Source organism: Sulfitobacter sp. M85, from assembly GCF_029285915.1.
In the GTDB taxonomy this organism is placed as follows: Bacteria; Pseudomonadota; Alphaproteobacteria; order Rhodobacterales; family Rhodobacteraceae; genus Sulfitobacter; species Sulfitobacter faviae.
In genome coordinates this window covers 162,814-180,434 of sequence record NZ_JABECQ010000003.1, presented here as the reverse complement: position 1 = coordinate 180,434, position 17,621 = coordinate 162,814, and the positions used below count along the sequence as shown (strand labels likewise).

At 62.8% G+C, this 17,621-nt stretch carries 20 protein-coding genes; 12 read left to right on the top strand and 8 right to left on the bottom strand.

Translation table 11 applies throughout. From position 1 onward, the window contains the following. Nucleotides 1–106 precede the first annotated feature (106 nt). From HKX24_RS07095 to HKX24_RS07085, 3 genes are read left to right on the top strand one after another with little or no spacing between them, the layout of a single operon-like run. Nucleotides 107–475 carry a response regulator gene (locus tag HKX24_RS07095; RefSeq protein WP_271691545.1) on the top strand — a complete coding sequence of 123 codons (369 nt, stop codon included), beginning with the start codon at nucleotides 107–109 and terminating at the stop codon, nucleotides 473–475. A gap of 6 nt (nucleotides 476–481) precedes the next feature. Then, nucleotides 482–772 carry a hypothetical protein gene (locus HKX24_RS07090; protein WP_168612592.1) on the top strand — a complete coding sequence of 97 codons (291 nt, stop codon included), beginning with the start codon at nucleotides 482–484 and terminating at the stop codon, nucleotides 770–772. Beyond that, nucleotides 772–3,471 (top strand): ATP-binding protein, encoded by a 2,700-nt coding sequence (locus tag HKX24_RS07085; RefSeq protein WP_271691544.1) that lies wholly within the window; start codon nucleotides 772–774, stop codon nucleotides 3,469–3,471. Before HKX24_RS07090 ends, HKX24_RS07085 begins: the two co-directional genes overlap by 1 nt. 32 nt (nucleotides 3,472–3,503) lie before the next feature. Here HKX24_RS07085 and HKX24_RS07080 read toward each other — a convergent pair whose 3' ends face one another. Then, the gene (locus HKX24_RS07080) at nucleotides 3,504–3,926 is read right to left on the bottom strand and encodes a TIGR01244 family sulfur transferase (RefSeq protein WP_271689862.1); all 423 of its coding nucleotides are present in this window, start codon (nucleotides 3,924–3,926) and stop codon (nucleotides 3,504–3,506) included. 67 nt (nucleotides 3,927–3,993) lie between these two features. Further along, complete coding sequence (locus HKX24_RS07075) at nucleotides 3,994–4,233, bottom strand: hypothetical protein (protein WP_168612596.1); 240 nt, start codon at nucleotides 4,231–4,233, stop codon at nucleotides 3,994–3,996. A gap of 108 nt (nucleotides 4,234–4,341) precedes the next feature. Between HKX24_RS07075 and HKX24_RS07070 the strand changes: the two genes are divergently transcribed. From HKX24_RS07070 to tig, 3 genes are all read left to right on the top strand, one after another. After that, nucleotides 4,342–4,626, top strand: a complete 285-nt coding sequence (locus HKX24_RS07070) for a DUF2312 domain-containing protein (protein WP_067261835.1) — start codon at nucleotides 4,342–4,344, stop codon at nucleotides 4,624–4,626. Between the two features lie 127 nt (nucleotides 4,627–4,753). Beyond that, nucleotides 4,754–5,671 (top strand): calcium/sodium antiporter, encoded by a 918-nt coding sequence (locus tag HKX24_RS07065; protein WP_271691543.1) that lies wholly within the window; start codon nucleotides 4,754–4,756, stop codon nucleotides 5,669–5,671. A gap of 154 nt (nucleotides 5,672–5,825) precedes the next feature. Continuing rightward, the gene (tig, locus tag HKX24_RS07060; protein ID WP_271691542.1) at nucleotides 5,826–7,157 is read left to right on the top strand and encodes a trigger factor; all 1,332 of its coding nucleotides are present in this window, start codon (nucleotides 5,826–5,828) and stop codon (nucleotides 7,155–7,157) included. Nucleotides 7,158–7,474: 317 nt separating this feature from the next. On the opposite strand, the gene HKX24_RS07055 is transcribed toward tig, so the two are convergent. The 6 genes from HKX24_RS07055 to rpsF form a co-directional block, all read right to left on the bottom strand. Then, on the bottom strand, nucleotides 7,475–9,433 hold the full coding sequence (locus HKX24_RS07055; protein ID WP_271691541.1) for a bifunctional 2',3'-cyclic-nucleotide 2'-phosphodiesterase/3'-nucleotidase: 1,959 nt from the start codon (nucleotides 9,431–9,433) through the stop codon (nucleotides 7,475–7,477). Between the two features lie 72 nt (nucleotides 9,434–9,505). Next, on the bottom strand, nucleotides 9,506–9,991 hold the full coding sequence (locus tag HKX24_RS07050) for a lytic transglycosylase domain-containing protein (protein ID WP_271691540.1): 486 nt from the start codon (nucleotides 9,989–9,991) through the stop codon (nucleotides 9,506–9,508). 127 nt (nucleotides 9,992–10,118) lie between these two features. Beyond that, nucleotides 10,119–10,409: a hypothetical protein gene (locus tag HKX24_RS07045; RefSeq protein ID WP_168612589.1), complete on the bottom strand. Its 291-nt coding sequence runs from the start codon at nucleotides 10,407–10,409 to the stop codon at nucleotides 10,119–10,121. Nucleotides 10,410–10,570: 161 nt separating this feature from the next. Continuing rightward, nucleotides 10,571–11,197 carry a 50S ribosomal protein L9 gene (gene rplI / locus HKX24_RS07040; RefSeq protein ID WP_067261846.1) on the bottom strand — a complete coding sequence of 209 codons (627 nt, stop codon included), beginning with the start codon at nucleotides 11,195–11,197 and terminating at the stop codon, nucleotides 10,571–10,573. Nucleotides 11,198–11,208: 11 nt separating this feature from the next. Further along, complete coding sequence (rpsR, locus tag HKX24_RS07035; protein ID WP_005852865.1) at nucleotides 11,209–11,436, bottom strand: 30S ribosomal protein S18; 228 nt, start codon at nucleotides 11,434–11,436, stop codon at nucleotides 11,209–11,211. Between the two features lie 29 nt (nucleotides 11,437–11,465). After that, nucleotides 11,466–11,819, bottom strand: coding sequence for a 30S ribosomal protein S6 (gene rpsF / locus HKX24_RS07030; protein ID WP_067261847.1), 354 nt, complete (start codon nucleotides 11,817–11,819; stop codon nucleotides 11,466–11,468). A 223-nt stretch (nucleotides 11,820–12,042) separates the two neighbouring features. Between rpsF and fabD the strand changes: the two genes are divergently transcribed. The 6 genes from fabD to mltG all read left to right on the top strand — a co-directional run bounded on the left by fabD (nucleotide 12,043) and on the right by mltG (nucleotide 17,498). Beyond that, complete coding sequence (gene fabD, locus HKX24_RS07025) at nucleotides 12,043–12,975, top strand: ACP S-malonyltransferase (protein WP_271691539.1); 933 nt, start codon at nucleotides 12,043–12,045, stop codon at nucleotides 12,973–12,975. Between the two features lie 69 nt (nucleotides 12,976–13,044). After that, nucleotides 13,045–13,782, top strand: coding sequence for a 3-oxoacyl-ACP reductase FabG (gene fabG / locus HKX24_RS07020; RefSeq protein ID WP_209218758.1), 738 nt, complete (start codon nucleotides 13,045–13,047; stop codon nucleotides 13,780–13,782). Nucleotides 13,783–13,984: 202 nt separating this feature from the next. Further along, a complete protein-coding gene (locus tag HKX24_RS07015) occupies nucleotides 13,985–14,218 on the top strand; it encodes an acyl carrier protein (RefSeq protein WP_067261852.1) in 234 nt (77 codons plus the stop codon). 159 nt (nucleotides 14,219–14,377) lie between these two features. Next, a complete protein-coding gene (locus HKX24_RS07010; protein ID WP_271689877.1) occupies nucleotides 14,378–14,911 on the top strand; it encodes a GNAT family N-acetyltransferase in 534 nt (177 codons plus the stop codon). A gap of 142 nt (nucleotides 14,912–15,053) precedes the next feature. Next, complete coding sequence (fabF, locus tag HKX24_RS07005) at nucleotides 15,054–16,313, top strand: beta-ketoacyl-ACP synthase II (RefSeq protein WP_271689878.1); 1,260 nt, start codon at nucleotides 15,054–15,056, stop codon at nucleotides 16,311–16,313. After that, a complete protein-coding gene (gene mltG / locus HKX24_RS07000; RefSeq protein ID WP_271691538.1) occupies nucleotides 16,314–17,498 on the top strand; it encodes an endolytic transglycosylase MltG in 1,185 nt (394 codons plus the stop codon). Nucleotides 17,499–17,621: the final 123 nt, after the last annotated feature.

The window sequence follows — 17,621 nt, the reverse complement described above, 5'->3', positions numbered from 1 at the left end:
AGGCAGTTTTTGACAGGGCTGGCAAACCGATGCATGCTCCCCCCGGTGCGCGAGACCCCGCAGCAAGACGGGGCCGCCGCACACCGAGGGGGGAGACTTTTTGCCGATGAGCAAACTCGTAGTTCTGGTGGAGGACGAGGTGAATATCGCCGAAGCCATCCGCTTTTTGCTGAGCCAAGAGGGTTGGCGCGTGGAGACGCTTGCCAATGGATCGGGCGCGGTGGATGTGATCCGCAAGGCAGCGCCCGATCTGGTGATGCTTGACGTGATGCTGCCTGGCAAGAGCGGGTTCGAGATACTCGATGAGTTGCGCGGTGACCCCGAAACCGGCGCGTTGCCGGTGCTGATGCTGACCGCGCGGGGCCAAAGCCGGGACCGCGCCATGGCGGAAAAGGCGGGTGTCAGCCGCTTCATGACCAAGCCGTTCTCAAATGCCGAGATGCTGGACGCGGTGCGCGACCTGATCGCCAGTTGACCCGCCATGCCCCGTAGGCCGATCTTTTTGGAAAAACGCGGCTACCGTCAGCGGCGCATGATGGATGCGGTGCGGTTGCTGCCGTTTCTGGGAATGATGCTGTGGATGGTGCCGCTGCTTTGGCCCGTGCCAGCGGGCAGTACGGACCCCACCGCACCGACCATCCCGATGAGCGTGGCGCTGCGCTATCTCTTTGGGGTCTGGGCGTTGCTGATCTTGGGGACATGGGCGCTCTGGCGGCGGACCCGGGATGTGGCCTCGGGTGAGGATGCAGCACAGCCGGACGGGCCGCGCTGATGGTATCGCTCAACCAGTTGGTGGCGGTCTGCCTGATGTATGTGGCGGGGCTGTTCATCGTGGCCTTCGCCGCCGAACGCCCGGCCCTGCGCGGGCAGGGCGGCTGGCTGCTGCGCTCGCCACTGGTCTATACCCTGTCGCTGTCGATCTATTGCACCGCTTGGACCTTTTACGGCGCGGTGGGATATGCGGCGCGCTCGGGGCTGGAATATGTGACGATCTACCTCGGCCCTTCGCTGGTGATGATCGGCTGGTGGTGGGGGCTGCGGCGTTTGGTGCGGATCGGGCGAAGCCATCGCGTCACCTCGATCGCCGACCTGATTTCATCGCGCTACGGCAAGTCCAACACGCTGGCGATCGTCGTGACGGTGATGGCCGTGATCGGTGTGACGCCCTATATCGCGCTGCAATTGCAATCGGTTATCCTGTCGCTGTCAATCTTTGCCGCCGCCGACGTGCCGCTGGCCGAGGCGGAAGGCGATGTGATCAACCGGGGGCAGGCGGCGCTTTGGGTCGCGGCGGGGCTGACGCTCTTTACCGTGCTTTTCGGCACCCGGAACCTGAATGTAAACGAACGGCATCATGGCGTGGTCATCGCCATCGCGGTGGAGGCGGTGGTTAAGCTCTTGGCGCTGGTGGCGGTGGGGGTTTACGTCATCTGGGGGCTGGCCGGGGGCTTGAGCGAGACCTTGGCGCGGATCGACGCCTCCGACATCGGCCAATGGCAAGTGCAGGGCAGCCGTTGGGCCGCGTTGACCGTGCTTTCGGGGGCCGCGCTTTTGTGCCTGCCGCGCATGTTTCAGGTCATGGTGGTCGAGAACGACGACGAGCGGCAGTTGCAAATCGCAAGCTGGGCCTTCCCGCTGTACCTGATGCTGATGAGCCTTTTCGTCGTGCCCATCGCGGTGGTGGGACTGGACCTGATGCCCGAAGGCGCGAACCCCGATCTTTTCGTGTTGAGCCTGCCGCTCAGCCAAGGGCAAAACGGGCTGGCGATGCTGTCTTTCTTGGGCGGTTTCTCGTCGGCGACTTCGATGGTGATCGTCGCCACGCTGGCGCTGTCGACCATGGTGAGCAACCATATCGTCATGCCGATCTGGCTGGCGCTGCGCCGCGATGGGGCGACGCAGTCTGGGGATGTGCGCAATATCGTCATCCTTGCGCGGCGGCTGTCGATTTTCTGCGTGGTGGGCTTGGGTTATCTCTACTATCGGGCCTCAGGCGGCAGCGGGGCGCTGGCCGCGATTGGCACGATTTCCTTCGGCGGGGTGGCGCAGTTTCTGCCCGCGATGCTGGGCGGGGTGCTCTGGCGCGGGGCAACGCGGACCGGCGCGCTTTGCGGGCTGGGCACGGGCTTTGTGCTTTGGGTCTTTACCATGCTGCTGCCCAGCTTTGGCGCGGATGTGGCCCTGTCGAGTGCGACCTTGGAACAGGGGCTTTGGGGGCTCGCTTGGCTGCGCCCCGAGGCGCTTTTCGGCATCGCGGGGATCGACCCGACGGTGCATGCGGTGGTCTGGAGCCTCGCGCTCAACACGCTGGTTTTCGTCGTCGTCTCCCTCTTCAGCTTCCCCACACCGTTGGAGCGGCTTCAGGGCGCGCAATTCGTCAATGTCTTTGACCATTCCGGCCCGGCGCGGGGCTGGACAGCATCCGTCGCGGGTAGCGAAGACTTGATGATCATGGCGCAGCGCATCTTGGGCGCAACGGAGGCGCAGGCGTTTTTCACACGCGAGGCAGAACGGCAGGGGCAGGGGCAACGTCTGCCCGAGCCCACGCCACGATTCGTGCAAGCGCTGGAGCGGGAGTTGGCGGCCTCAGTCGGGGCGGCCACGGCCCATGCGATGGTGGCGCAGATCGTCGGCGGGGCCTCGGTCTCGGTCCAAGACCTCTTGGCTGTGGCCGACGAATCCGCGCAGATGCTGGAGTATTCCAGCCAGTTGGAAGCCAAGTCGCGCGAGTTGACCGAGACGGCAGCGCAGCTGCGCGCGGCCAATGAGAAGCTGACGCAGTTGTCGCTGCAAAAGGATAGTTTCCTCAGCCAGATCAGCCACGAATTGCGCACGCCGATGACCTCGATCCGCTCGTTTTCCGAGATCCTGCGCGATGCGCCCGGCCTCACGGACGCCGACAAGAACCGCTATGCCACGATCATCCATAGCGAGACGATCCGTCTGACGCGGCTATTGGATGATCTGTTGGACCTGTCGGTGCTGGAGAACGGGCAGGTGACGCTGAACCAGCGCGAAGGCAACCTACGCGATCTGTTGGAACTGGCGGTGACCACGGCGCAGGCGGGGGCCACGCGGCCGCTCAAGGTGCTGCGCGATCCGCAGGCCGAGGATATTGTGCTGACCAGCGATCTCGACCGGCTGGTGCAGGTCTTTATCAACCTCGTCACCAACGCCCGCAAATACTGCGCTGCGGATGACCCGCAACTGCTGATCACGCCGCGGGTGACGGCGCAGGGGCTGGTGATTGATTTCGTCGACAACGGCCATGGGATCGACGCGGGGTCGGAGGCGCTGATTTTCGAGAAGTTCTCGCGCATCACGGGGGAGGGCGATGGCGCGGGGCTTGGCCTTGCCATCTGCCGTGAAATCATGTGCCGCTTGGGCGGAGAGATCAGCTTCCTGCGGGATGTGCCCGGCACGGCCTTCCGGGTTCAACTGCCCGCCCGTGCTCTGACCGCAGCGGCGTAGGACACCGGCCCCCAAGGGGACCGGCAGAGACCTCAGGTATAGCTTTGCCCCAGCATGGGGCGCATGTTTTCAAGGTCATAGCCACCCTGACGCGCCGCTTCGATGATCGCGTCGCTGTCCATCTCACCGGCTTGGCCCAAGGCCCAAGCGATGGTCGAACGGGTGCCAGAGGCGCAATAGGCCAGCACGGTGTCATCGGTCTCCACGCCGAGGGCGCGGTTCTTGGCGATGACGTCAGGCGTCATGGTCTGGTGGGTCAGCGGCTGTTCGGCAAAGGCAATCCCCGCGGCCTCGGCCGCTTCGCGCATGGCGGCGGCCTGATGGCTGGGGGGCACTTCCGCGTCGGGGCGGTTGCACAGGATGCGGGTGATGCCTTGGGCGCGCAGGCTTTCCATGTCACCGGGCTCGATCTGCGGGGCGACGAAATAGCGGGGGGTGATTTGGCGAATATCCATGGGCCGATTTAAGCAGATGCGGCGGCCCTGTCCAGCACCGCCGGGGCGGGCCGTTCAAACGCGCCGATCAGCCCAGCGAAATCCCGAGGATCACCAGCATCAGACCGATCACGGACAGAAACAGCGCGCCCATATTCAGCGGCACGACTTTGCGCAGCACCACGCGCATCTCCTCATCGTCGAGCTGCGCGCGTTTTGCACGGCTCACCTTGATGATGCACCAGCCCAGACCGAGCAATCCCAAAAGGGACAGACCTGCGCCGCCCCAGACCATGAGATCGAAAATAGATGTGTTTGCGCTTTCCATGGCGGCAGAGCTACGCCAAACCGCCAAGGGGGGCAAGTCCCGCTTGCGGGCTGGGCGTGCAGCCTGTAGTCAAACCCGCCAGAGCCAGCCATTCCGTGAGGACTTCCCATGAGCGATACCAGCACCAATCCCGATGTCGTCGAATCCCAAGGCGATGCGACCTACCGGGTCACCGCCAATGAGCTGCGCCAGTTCGTCGAGCGGATCGAGCGTTTGGACGCCGAGAAGAAAGACCTTGCCGAACAGCAAAAAGAGGTGATGGCCGAAGCGAAATCGCGCGGTTACGACACCAAGGTGCTGCGCAAGGTGATCGCCCTGCGCAAGCGCGACAAGGACGACATCGCCGAAGAAGAAGCGGTGATGGAAATGTACAAAGAAGCCTTGGGCATGTGAGCGCCCTGCCGCGGCGGGACTGAATTTTCCGCGCGGCCTTGAATGCCTCCGGCCCATCCCCATTTGCATCGGGCGTCTGCGCGGTCTCCGCGACGCCCGATGGTCTGAGGCCGGTGAGATTTTTCCCGTGAACATTCTGTTTGTCCTTGGTGGTCTGCTGGGGCTCGTGCTCGGTGGTGAGTATCTGGTGCGCGGCGCCGTGGCGCTGGCGCAAAGGGTTGGCTTGTCGCCCTTGGTGATCGGGCTGACGGTGGTGGGCTTTGGCACCTCGGCCCCGGAATTGGTGACCTCGGTTCAGGCGGCTTTGCTGGGCGCGCCGGACATTGCGCTTGGGAATGTCGTGGGGTCGAACATCGCGAATATCCTGCTGATTCTCGGCCTTGCGGCGGTGATCGCCCCGGTGGCCATCTCCGGGCGTAGTTTCGCGCGGGACGGGACGGTCATGCTGGCGGCGAGCCTGCTCTGCCTCGGCACTGTGCTGCTGGGGCAGGTGGATCGGCTTGCGGGGGGCGTCGCCCTCGTGGGGCTGGCGGCCTATCTGATTTACACCTTTCGCAGCGATCGAAGCGGGGCAGAGGCGATGGAGCCGCTGCCGGATCAAGCGCCGTCTTGGCTGGCGCTCGTCTGGCTGCTGGGTGGGCTTTTGCTGACCATTCTTTCGGCGCGGTTTCTGGTCACCGGCGCCGTGGCGCTTGCGCAGGCCGTGGGGCTGTCTGAGGCGGTGATCGGCCTAACCATCGTGGCCGTGGGCACCTCCATGCCGGAATTGGTCACGTCGGTCATCGCCGCAAGGCGCGGGCAGAGCGATGTGGCATTGGGCAACGTGGTCGGCTCCAACACTTTCAACATGCTCGGCGTGCTGGGCATCACCGCGCTGATCCAGCCGGTGGGGGTGGCCGCGCAGATCGCCGCGCTCGACATCTGGGTGATGATGGGGGCCACGGTGGCGCTGATCGCCTGCGCCTTTGGCGGGCGCGTGACACGCGGGCAGGGGGCGCTCTTTGCGCTGGCCTATGTGGCTTATGTCGCAGTGCTTTTAGTCTAGCCCGACACTGGGCTGCCCGGCGGGGGTGGGGGCGATTTCTGCGGATGTGACGCGATGGGCCGCGGACCCCCTTGCGCAGGCGGTTCAACACCCATAGAAGGACACAAATTTTCGCCCGCGCCCCCGCCGCGCGGCCTTACCCTATGGAGCACACATGCAGGTCAACGAGACGCTGAACGAAGGTCTGAAACGCGGTTACAACATCACCGTCACCGCCGATGAGCTTGAAGCCAAGGTCAACGAGAAGCTGGCCGAAGCGCAGCCCGAAGTCGAGATGAAGGGCTTCCGCAAGGGCAAGGTGCCGATGGCGCTGCTGAAAAAGCAGTTCGGCCAGCGGATCATGGGCGAAGCGATGCAGGAAAGCATCGACGGTGCCATGAACGAGCATTTCGAAAAGACCGGCGACCGCCCCGCGATGCAGCCCGAGGTCAAGATGACCAATGAGGACTGGAAAGAAGGCGACGACGTCGAAGTCTCCATGTCCTACGAAAAACTGCCGGAAATCCCCGAAGTTGATCTGAGCAAGATCGAACTGGAAAAGATGGTGGTCAAAGCTGACGATGCGGCTGTCGAAGAAGCGCTGGCAAGCCTTGCCGAAACCGCGCAGGACTTCAAAGCCTGCGAAGAGGGTGCCAAGGCCGAAGATGGCGATCAGGTTGTGATCGACTTCAAAGGCTCCGTCGACGGCGAAGAATTCGAAGGCGGCGCGGCGGAAGATTACCCGCTGGTGCTGGGCTCCAACTCCTTCATCCCCGGCTTCGAAGAGCAGCTGGTTGGCGTGAAAGCGGGCGAAGAGAAATCCGTCGTCGTGAACTTCCCCGAAGAGTATCAGGCCGCGCATCTGGCCGGTAAGGAAGCGACCTTCGCTTGCACCGTGAAAGAAGTGAAAGAGCCCGTCGCCGCTGAAGTGAACGACGAGATGGCCAAGAAATTCGGTGCCGAGGATCTCGACGCGCTGAAAGGTCAGATCGCTGAGCGTTTGGAAGCGGAATATGCCGGTGCTTCGCGCGCTGTGATGAAGCGTAACCTGCTGGACGCGCTGGACAAAGAGGTCAGCTTTGACCTGCCGCCGTCGCTGGTCGATGCCGAAGCCAAGCAGATCGCGCATCAGCTGTGGCACGAGGAAAACCCTGATGTGGAAGGTCACGACCACCCCGAGATCGAGCCGACAGACGAGCACAAGACATTGGCCGAACGCCGCGTCCGTCTGGGCCTGCTGCTGGCCGAGCTGGGCCAGAAAGCCGACGTTCAGGTGACCGACGCCGAGATGACCCAAGCGATCATGAACCAGGCGCGTCAGTACCCGGGTCAGGAGCGTCAGTTCTTTGAATTCGTGCAGCAGAACCAGCAGATGCAGCAGCAGATGCGCGCGCCGATCTTCGAGGACAAGGTTGTCGATCACGTGGTCGAACAAGCCAAGGTGACCGAGAAAGAGATCTCGAAAGAAGAGCTTCAGAAAGCTGTTGAAGAGCTGGAAGACGAGTAAGTCTTACCGGATCGGATTTTGGAGCAGGGGCGACGGGAAACCGTCGCCCCTGTTTCGTTTGGGCTGGACAAGAAGCGTGGCCTTTGCCTGTCACTCTGGATGGGCTTGAAGGGTTACCGAACCTACTGTCGACGTCCCGCCCGGGGGCACCCCGGGCATCGCCCTCCCTCCCCCCCGGGGGGGCGATTTGCAAGGTCTCGGAAATTCGCAACAGTCGCGTGCGATGGGGGCAACCGCAGGCCACCATCGTTGCAACGCCCCCCAGGGAAGGCGCTGCTCTATGTGGCAATGTCAGATGCTGATACGCATCGGGGACGTCACAAAGTAATCCGGAACTGCGCGAAGCCGTCTTCCGTGTCGCCTACCTGTTCCATCTCTACCCCTGTCACCTCATCGACGTAGTCCGCCGCTTTTGGCCCGGTTTCGAACATCACGCTCGTTTCCTCCAACGGCGCGAAGCGCCAGTTGCCATCGGCGCGGGGGCTGATGGTGCCTTTTTCGACGATATAGCGCACAATCACATCGCGGTTGGTGTCGGGCCCTTCAAACACGATGGTATCGCCCATCGCGCCGGGGAAAGCCCCGCCGCCGCTGGCGCGGTAATTGTTGGTGGAGATGATGAATTCGGCTTTAGGATCAATGGGTTGCCCTTCGAACTCAAGGTTCACGATCCGGCTTGCCTCAGGGTTTGCCACGGTGCCCTTGGGGCCGAACTTGGAAGGCTGGCTAAGGTCGATCTGATAGGTCACCCCGTCGATCACATCGAAATTATAGCTGGGGAACTCGGGGTTCAGCAGCGGTTGATTGGCCTTGCCGGGGGTGATCTGGTTGAACATGCCGGCAGAGCGTTCGAGCCAGTCTTTCACCTGCGCCCCGGTCACGCGCACCGCGCGGGCCGTGTTGGGGTAGAGGTAGAGGTCGGAGACATTCTTGATCGCTACATCGCCTTTCGGGACGTCAGTGTAATACTCCGGCCCGCCACGGCCACCGGCCTTGAAGGGGGCGGCGGCGGAAAGGATCGGCAGCCCCTCATGTTCGGTCCCCTTCAGCATCTGTTCGATATACCAGCGCTGCGCGTTGGAGACGACCTGCACCGAAGGATCATCCGCCACCAGCGCGAAATAGCTGTGCAGATTGGCGTCGGTCTTGCCCACGGCGCGGCGAACATAGGCCAGCGTCTCATTATGTTCCTGCTGGACGGAGGCAAGCACCTCGGCATCGCTTTCCACCAGCGGCATTACAGAGCGGTCTTCGTTGCGCTGCGAAATGGCGCGCGCCTCGGCACTGTGACTGGCGATGCGCCAGCCGCTGCCGTCACGCTCCAGCATCAGGTCGATCAGGCCGAGGTGGCTGCCCCAGAAGCCGCCCATGGTGGCGGGCTTGCCGTGGATCGTGCCCTCGCTGACATCCACGCCCGGATAGTCCGCATAGCTGCCCGAGGGGAAGACGAGGTGGCTGTGCCCGGTCATGATGGCGTCGATCCCCTCCACCGCGGCGAGGGGGACAGAGGCGTTCTCCATCATATCCTCTTCCTTGGCCGCACCGATGCCCGAGTGCGACAGCGCGATGATGATGTCGGCCCCTGCCTCTTTCATCTGGGGCACCCATGCGCGGGCACTCTCAAGGATATCGCGGGCCTGCACCTTGCCTTCGAGATGGCGGCGGTCCCAGCTCATGATCTGGGGCGGGACGAAGCCGATAATGCCGATCTTGATTGGATGCGTCTCACCGGCACCATCGGTCAACATCCGGTCGAGCAGGACATAGGGTTTGACCAGCGTGTCATCGTCGCTTGGCTTGGCGCCGATCTTTTTGACGACATTGGCACTGACCACCGGGAATTCGGCCCCGGCAAGGGATTTCATCAGGAAATCAAGCCCGTAATTGAACTCGTGATTGCCAAGCGTCGAGGCGTCATAGCCAAGCGCGTTCATCGCTTGGATCACCGGATGCATGTCGCCCTCTTTCATGCCGCGCTCATAAGCGATGTAATCGCCCATCGGATTGCCCTGCAAAAAGTCGCCGTTGTCGAGCATCAGCGTATTGGTCGCCTCGGCGCGGATCGATTTGACGATGCTGGCAGTACGGGCAAGGCCCACGGTGTCGACCTCTTTGTCGGCGTAATAGTCGTAAGGAAAGACATGCACATGCAGGTCCGTCGTCTCCATCAACCGCAGATGCGCCTGATTGGCCGCGGCGCGGAGCGAGAAGGGGTGGAGGGCCAGCAATCCGGCAGTGCCGGCGAGGAAGTGACGGCGGTTAAGGCGGAGGGTCATGCGGCGTTCCTTCTTGACGTGATTAACACCTACCTGAGGCGAAGCGAGAGGCCGCGCAAGCCCGAAAATTAATCACCCGTCCCGTAGGCCGGTTTCCACAAGCATGCCGCGGCGCTTGGCTTCGTAGTAATAGCCGCGGGCGTACCATTTGATGGCGGTGCCATGGTCACCGTCCGACAGGAGCCAGGCGCCGCGCAGGTATTTTAGCGCGTATTTCAGATTGGTATCGGCATCCAAAAGATCGGAAGGCTGGCCCTGAAATCCCATCGACCGCGCGGTGGCGGGCAGGATTTGCAGCAGCCCGTAATAGGGGCCGTTGCGGGCGCGAGGGTTGTGGGTGCTTTCGCGGATGGCGAGGCGGTGCACCAATGGGCGGGGCAGGTCGTAGAAGTCGGCCCAGTGGTTGATCTTGCGCCGCAACTCGGGCGTCTCATTCGGGTGCAGCGGCAGGGCGGGGCGCTGCGGCGGCGTGGGGGAGACTTCGGGTGCGGCGTTGCAGGCGGTGAGCGTGCTGGCAGCGATGAGGGAAAGGAACACGCGGCGTGTGGTCTGAGGCATGATGCACCGGAGCTTGTTATCTCGCCCCGAGGATCGCCCCAAGGGGGCCATCGGGCAAGAGCGCAGGCGCAGGATACGCGGCCCCTTGCCCAAGCCTTGGACCCTCAGGCGCGGCTTTTCGCCATGCTTAAACATCGGCGACGATTTCGCCTTTCATTTCGCCGGTCATGCGGCTCTGATCTTCGCGTTTTACCGAACGGCGGACCTCGTCGATTTTGAGTTCGGCGGCGTCGCGCGTGGCCCTGTCGGGCCATTCGGTGATTGCGGCACTCGTGCGCTCAGAGGTGCGGACCACGGTGATGCGGCTGGCGCCAAAGCCCTTGAGGGCGGGTAGGCGCTTTTCTTCGATGGCGCGCAGGGCCACGTCGTAATCCGCCCCGTCGGCGAGTTCCCAAGTGGTGATGGTGATGTAACGCATGTGTCATCCTCCATGCTGAATGGAGGTATCTTAGCATAAATCGCGCTGTTTTTGCAGGGGTTTGCGTCAGAGGCGCGTGCGGGGCGGTTGGAGGGGCTGCGCAAAAGAAAACGCCGCGCGGAGGACCGCGCGGCGTTTCATGTCAGATCGGACAGGCCGGATCAGCTGTTGCTGTCGTCCTGTGCGTCGCCCTCGGGGGTGCGCACCACGTCCGAGTCGCCGTCTTCGTCAGCGGCAGAGCCGATGTCGTCGAAGAGTTCGGAGATCTCGAATTCAGCGGCGGCTTCCTCTTCGGCGGCCAGTTCCTGAATCGATTTGCCCGATGCCTGAAGCTCGGCCTCTTCGGGCGAACGTGCAACGTTCAGCTCGATTGTGGCGTCGACTTCGGGGTGCAGGATGATGCGCACATCATGCACGCCCAGTTCCTTGATCGGGTTGCCCAGAACGACCTGCTTGCGGTCGATCGAGAAGCCTTCGGCGGTCGCGGCTTCGGCGGCGTCACGGGTGGTGACGGAGCCGTAGAGCGCGCCGGCGTCGGAAGCGGAGCGAATCACGACGAACTGCTGACCGTTCAGCTTCTCCGCGAGTTTCTCGGCTTCTTTCTTGGTCTCGAGGTTCTGTGCTTCGAGCTGGGCTTTCTGGCCTTCAAAGGCTTCGACGTTGGCCTTGGAGGCCGACAGCGCCTTGCCCTGCGGCAGCAGGTAGTTGCGGGCATAGCCGGGCTTTACGTCCACGACTTCGCCCATCTGGCCCAGTTTGGCCACACGTTCCAGAAGGATAACTTGCATGTGCTCTCTCCTTACTTGACGGCGTAGGGCAGCAGGGCGAGGAAACGGGCGCGTTTGATGGCACGGGCCAGCTCGCGTTGTTTCTTGGCCGATACGGCGGTGATGCGGGAAGGAACGATCTTGCCACGCTCAGAGATGTAGCGTTGCAGCAGACGTGTGTCCTTGTAGTCGATCGCAGGTGCGTTGTCGCCCGAGAAGGGGCAGACTTTGCGACGGCGGAAAAATGGTTTTGCAGCCATGGTTTATGTCCTCTTCTTCAAGCTGGCGATCAACGGCGCTCGCGACGGTTGTCGCGTTCGTCGCGTTTCTGCATCTGCACGGAGGGCAGTTCTTTGTGCTCGTCGACCTTGATGGTCAGAACACGCATCACGTCGTCATGCAGGCGCATCAGGCGTTCCATTTCCTGCACGGCGGTCGCGGGGGCGTCCGAACGCAGGAAGGCATAGTGGCCCTTGCGGTTCTTGTTGATCTTGTAGGCCATCGTCTTGACGCCCCAGTACTCGCTGTCGACGAGCTTGCCGTCGTTGTCCGCGAGGACGGTGCCAAAGTGTTCGATGAGGCCTTCTGCTTGCGTGTTGGACAGGTCCTGACGCGCAATCATAACATGCTCATAAAGCGGCATGTGCACTCCTATTTGTATCAAGGCGCATTTCATAGGCGGGGCGTTCATCCTTGCTCCCCACCACGAGAGTCTGCGCGGTTCATATGCTGTGCAAGGAAGCGCCCGTATACACGGTTTCCCGGCCACGGCAACCCCCGGCGCGGGCGCGCGGGCCGGGACGGGCTTGCCCTTGCGGCATGGGACGCGATACATCGGATGAAATCGCTAATAAGAGGCTGCAACCATGAGCATCGCATTCGTTTTCCCCGGGCAGGGCGCCCAGACCATCGGCATGGGCCGCGATCTGGCCGAAGCCTACACCGAAGCCCGCGCCGTTTTCGACGAGGTCGATGCGGCCTTGGGCGAGAAACTGTCGGAGCTGATCTGGGAGGGCGACATGGAGACGCTGACCCTGACCGAGAACGCCCAGCCCGCGCTGATGGCGACCTCTTTGGCTGCTATGGCCGCGCTGAAGGCCGAAGGTGTAAGTGTCGAGAAAGCGGCCTTCGTGGCGGGGCACAGCCTTGGCGAATATTCTGCGCTGTGTGCTGCGGGCGCGCTGTCACTGGCTGACACCGCGCGGCTGCTGCGCATTCGCGGCAAGGCCATGCAGGCCGCCGTGCCAGTGGGCGAGGGCGCCATGGCGGCGATTCTCGGCCTCGGGATCGAAGAGACCGAGAAACTGGCCGAAGCCGCTGCCGAGGGCGCGGTCTGTCAGGTCGCCAATGAGAATGACCCGAGCCAGAACGTGCTTTCGGGCGAGAAGGCCGCGGTAGAGCGCGCCGTCGCCATGGCGAAAGAAGCCGGGGCCAAGCGCGCGTTGCTGCTGCCCGTCTCCGCCCCTTTCCATTGCCCGCTGATGGGGCCGGCTGCGGAAGAGATGGCGAAAGCATTGGGCGAGGTGACCTTCAACGATCCCGCCGTGCCGCTGGTCGCCAATGTCACCGCCGAAGCAGTGACGGACGCCGCCCACATTCGCGAGTTGCTGGTTGAACAGGTCACAGGCCGCGTGCGCTGGCGTTCCTCGGTCGAGCGGATGGCCGCGCAGGGCGTGACCGAGGCGTGGGAGATCGGCGCGGGCAAGGCGCTTTCGGGCATGATCCGACGCATCGACAAAAGTGTCGCCACCCGCTGCATCGGCACGCCGGATGAGGTAAAGGCCGCGTCTGACGCCTGAGGTATGAAAATAAGCGGCATTTCCGCCGCGTCGGGGCCTCGCGCCCTTCGAGAGAATAAAGGAAGAGACATGTTCGATCTTACAGGAAAGAATGCCCTAATCACCGGCGCTTCGGGCGGCATCGGCGCGGATATCGCGCGCAAGCTGCACGCCCAAGGGGCTACCGTTGGCCTGTCGGGCACGCGGACTGAACCGCTTGAGGCGCTGAAGGCCGAGTTGGGCGAACGCGCCCATGTGCTGCCGTGCAACCTCAGCGATATGGAGGCGGTCGACGCGCTGCCGAAACAGGCCGCGGAGGCCATGGGCTCGGTCGATATTCTGGTGAACAATGCGGGCATCACCCGCGACAATCTTTTCATGCGCATGTCGGATGACGAGTGGAATTCGGTGCTGAACGTGAACCTCACCGCGACCTTCAAGCTCTGCAAAGGGGTGATGCGCGGCATGATGAAGGCGCGTTGGGGCCGGATCATCAATATCTCCAGCGTGGTGGGCGCCACCGGCAACCCCGGTCAGGCGAATTACGCGGCCTCCAAGGCGGGTGTCGTGGGCATGTCCAAGTCGCTGGCCTATGAGGTGGCAAGCCGCGGGATCACCGTGAACGCCGTGGCGCCGGGCTTTATAACCACCGCCATGACCGACAAGCTGACGGATGAGCAAAAGTCTGGAATCATGGGGCAAATTCCCGCAGGCCGCATGGGCGACCCGGATGAGATTGCCGCCGCTGTGGTCTATCTTTCCAGCCCCGAGGCCGCCTATGTGACAGGGACCACCTTGCATGTGAACGGCGGTATGGCCATGTTGTGACCCTGCGCCTCAATAGCGTTTGCCAAGCCCGGCGCATGTGCTAAAGGGGGCGCAGAATCGAAACGGAGGGTGCTTGATCACCCCCTGCGCCTTGTGCGAACAAGGAAATAGCCGCCCCTTTTGGGGCAAACTCCAAACGCCGATTACCGGCGGGCGGAAACCAAAAGGGGCCTTGAATGGCCCGAAGACATGAGGACTTATTATGAGCGACGTCGCAGACCGCGTGAAAAAGATCGTTGTAGAACACCTGAGCGTGGAAGAGGACAAAGTGACTGAGAATGCGTCGTTCATCGACGATCTCGGCGCAGACAGCCTCGACACCGTGGAACTGGTGATGGCGTTCGAAGAAGAGTTCGGCATCGAGATCCCCGATGACGCGGCTGAGAACATCCAGACCGTTGGCGATGCGGTCAAGTTCATCAAAGAAGCCTCCTAAGGCTTTGCCGGGCAACCGGCGGATGTGAGTTTTGAAAACGGCGTTGTTCCTAGCGGAATGACGCCGTTTTTATTTGCCGTAGCGGGGTGGGCTTGTCCCTTTGGAGCTGAAGTCGCATGTCTGCGCCAAGAAGTTTCAAGCGTGAAGGCAATTCACCCCATGTCCCGCACGATCCCGACCATCAACACCGCTAGACTGACCCTGCGGGCCATGCGGGCCGAAGATTTTCAGCGCTATGCCGAGATTTGGGCGATGCCGGATGTGGCGGACCGGATACTCGATCAGCCGCGACCCAAGGGGCAGTCATGGGACGCTTTTCTGCGCAACGCGGGCCATTGGCAGATCACCGGCTTTGGGCAGTGGGCGGTGCAACTTCATCGCCAGCGCGAGATGTTGGGTCAGACCGGTTTCGTCTTTGGCTCCCGCAATTTCGGCGAGGATTTCGACACTTACCCCGAGGCGCGGCTGGTCTTGGCCCCTCAGGCCCAAGACCAGCGGCTTGGGGCCGAGGCCGCTCGGGCGGCGCATGAGTGGTTTGATCGGGTGATCACGGGCCGCACGGTCTGTATGATCTCGGCGGGGAATGAGGCCGCTTTGCGGATCGCGGGGGCGCTTGGCTATCAGGGGCTGCGCGACGTCAAGACGGCGGGCGGTGCGGTGCATCTGATGACCCGGCGCGGCCCGCCGGGCTGAGCCCACAAGCCGCGAAGGCCCCTGAGATTCGACCCATCGGCGTTTTTGCGCTCTGCCTGCGGACCCCCGCCGATATGCTTGTGCCTACAGGCTTTTGCAGGGTAAGAGGTTCGCCGAGACATTATCGGCAAGGGGCACTGAGATGCGCAGAGTTGTAGTAACGGGTTTGGGTTTGGTTACCCCGCTCGCGGACGGCGTGGAAGAAAGCTGGAAACGGATCCTTGATGGGAAATCCGGGGCCGGGCCGATCACCGGCTTTGATGCCAGCAAACTGGTGACTCAATACGCTTGCGAAGTGCCTTTGGGCGATGGCAGCGATGGCACCTTCGACGCCAATAAATACATGGAGCCGAAAGAGCAGCGCAAGGTCGATACCTTCATCCTCTTCGGCATGGCTGCCGCCCAGCAGGCGGTTGAGGATTCGGGTTGGAAGCCGACCGAGCAGGAAGATCAGGAACGCACCGGCGTTCTGATCGGCTCGGGCATCGGGGGGCTGAACTCCATCGCCAATACCGCCGTCATGATGCATGAGAAGGGCCCGCGCCGCGTGAGCCCCTTCTTCGTGCCGGGCGCGCTGATCAACCTGATCTCGGGTCAGGTGTCGATCCGCTATGGTTTCAAAGGGCCGAACCACTCGGTCGTGACCGCCTGTTCGACCGGCGCCCATGCCATCGGCGATGCGGCGCGGCTGATCAAATACGGTGATGCGGATGTGATGATCGCAGGCGGTGCCGAGGCGGCGATCTGTGAGATCGGCATGGCGGGCTTCAACGCCTGCAAGGCGCTCTCGACCAAACGCGGCGACGATCCGCAAAAGGCCAGCCGCCCCTATGACGTGGACCGCGACGGCTTCGTCATGGGCGAGGGCGCGGGCATCGTGGTGCTGGAAGAGTATGAACACGCCAAGGCGCGCGGTGCCAAGATCTATGCCGAGGTGCTGGGTTATGGCCTGTCGGGCGACGCGCATCACATCACCGCCCCTTCCGAGGATGGCGAGGGCGGCGAACGCTCCATGCGTGCGGCGCTGAAGAACGCGGGGCTGGAGCCTGCGGATGTGGACTACATCAACGCGCATGGCACCTCGACCATGGCCGACACCATTGAGCTGGGCGCGGTCGAGCGTCTGATGGGTGATGCGGCGGGCAATGTGACCATGTCCTCGACCAAATCCGCCACCGGGCACCTTTTGGGTGCCGCGGGCGCGATCGAGGCGATCTTCTGCATGCTCGCGATCCGCGATCAGGTGGCGCCGCCGACGATCAACCTCGACAATCCGGCGGTGGAGACCCCGATTGATCTGGCGCCGAACAAGAAGGTCGAGCGCAAGATCGACGTGGCGCTCAGCAATTCCTTTGGTTTCGGCGGCACCAACGCATCGGTTCTCTTCGGGAAAGTCAGCTAAATGTGGCGTCATATCGCCTCTAACGCCGTGACGTTTCTGTTGGTCGGCCTGTTCCTGCTCGGGGGGATCATCCTCTGGGGCAAGTCGACCTACGTCTCCGAAGGGCCGTTGGAACAGGCGATCTGTGTGCAGGTCGAGCGCGGCTCGAACATGCGGCAGGTCAGCCAGAACCTTGAGGAGCAGGGCGCGGTTTCCTCGCCTGCGATCTTTCGCATGGGCGCGGATTACGAGGAGAAGTCGAGCAGCCTGAAGGCGGGCAGCTTTCTTGTTCAGCCCGGCACCTCGATGCAGGGGATCGTGGATATCGTGACCCAAGGCGGGGCCAGCACCTGCGGTACTGAGGTAGTCTATCGCATCGGGGTGAACCGGGTGAGCGTGCAGGTCCGTGAGTTGGACCCGGTCACCAGCCGTTTTGTTGAACGCGCGGAATTCACCCCGGGTGAGGAGGAGGCTCCCGAAGCCTATACCGAAATCTCAAGCGCCAATGACACGCGGTTCCGTGTGGCATTGGCCGAAGGGGTGACCAGCTGGCAGGTAGTGGAAGCGCTCAAGCAGGTCGAGCAATTGACCGGCGAGGTTGAGGAGCTTCCGGCAGAGGGCAGCCTCGCGCCCGATAGCTATGAGGTGCGTCCGGGCGACGACCGGGCCGAGGTGATCGGACGGATGGCCGCGGCGCAGGAGGTGCTCTTGGCCGAAGCCTTTGAAGCGCGCGATCCCGATCTGCCGATCGAGACGCCCGAGGACCTGCTGATCCTTGCGTCGATCATCGAAAAGGAAACCGGTGTCGCCGCCGAACGTGAGCAGGTGGCGAGCGTTTTCGTGAACCGTTTGAACCAAGGGATGCGGCTTCAGACCGACCCCACGGTGATCTACGGGGTGACCGAGGGCAAGGGCGTGCTAGGCCGCGGGCTGCGCCGCTCGGAACTGCGGGCAGAGACGCCGTGGAACACCTATGTGATCGACGGTCTGCCGCCCACGCCCATCGCCAATCCGGGCCGGGCGAGCCTGATGGCCGCAGCGCAACCGGCGGAGACGGACTACGTCTTTTTCGTGGCGGATGGCACCGGGGGGCACGCTTTTGCGGAAACCTTGGACGAGCATAACCGCAACGTTGCGCGCTGGCGTCAGATCGAGGCGGAGCGCGGTGCGGAAGCGGCGGGGAATGCCTCAACCGGCGGAAACTGAGACCACTGAAAACCCCGCTGGAGACAGCGGGGTTTTTATTTACGGGAAGTCCTTGCCGCGCGGTGCTGTAAGGTCTTGTTAATACAGTTTTTCTTGACTTTGCGCACGGTCTGGCGTAGGACT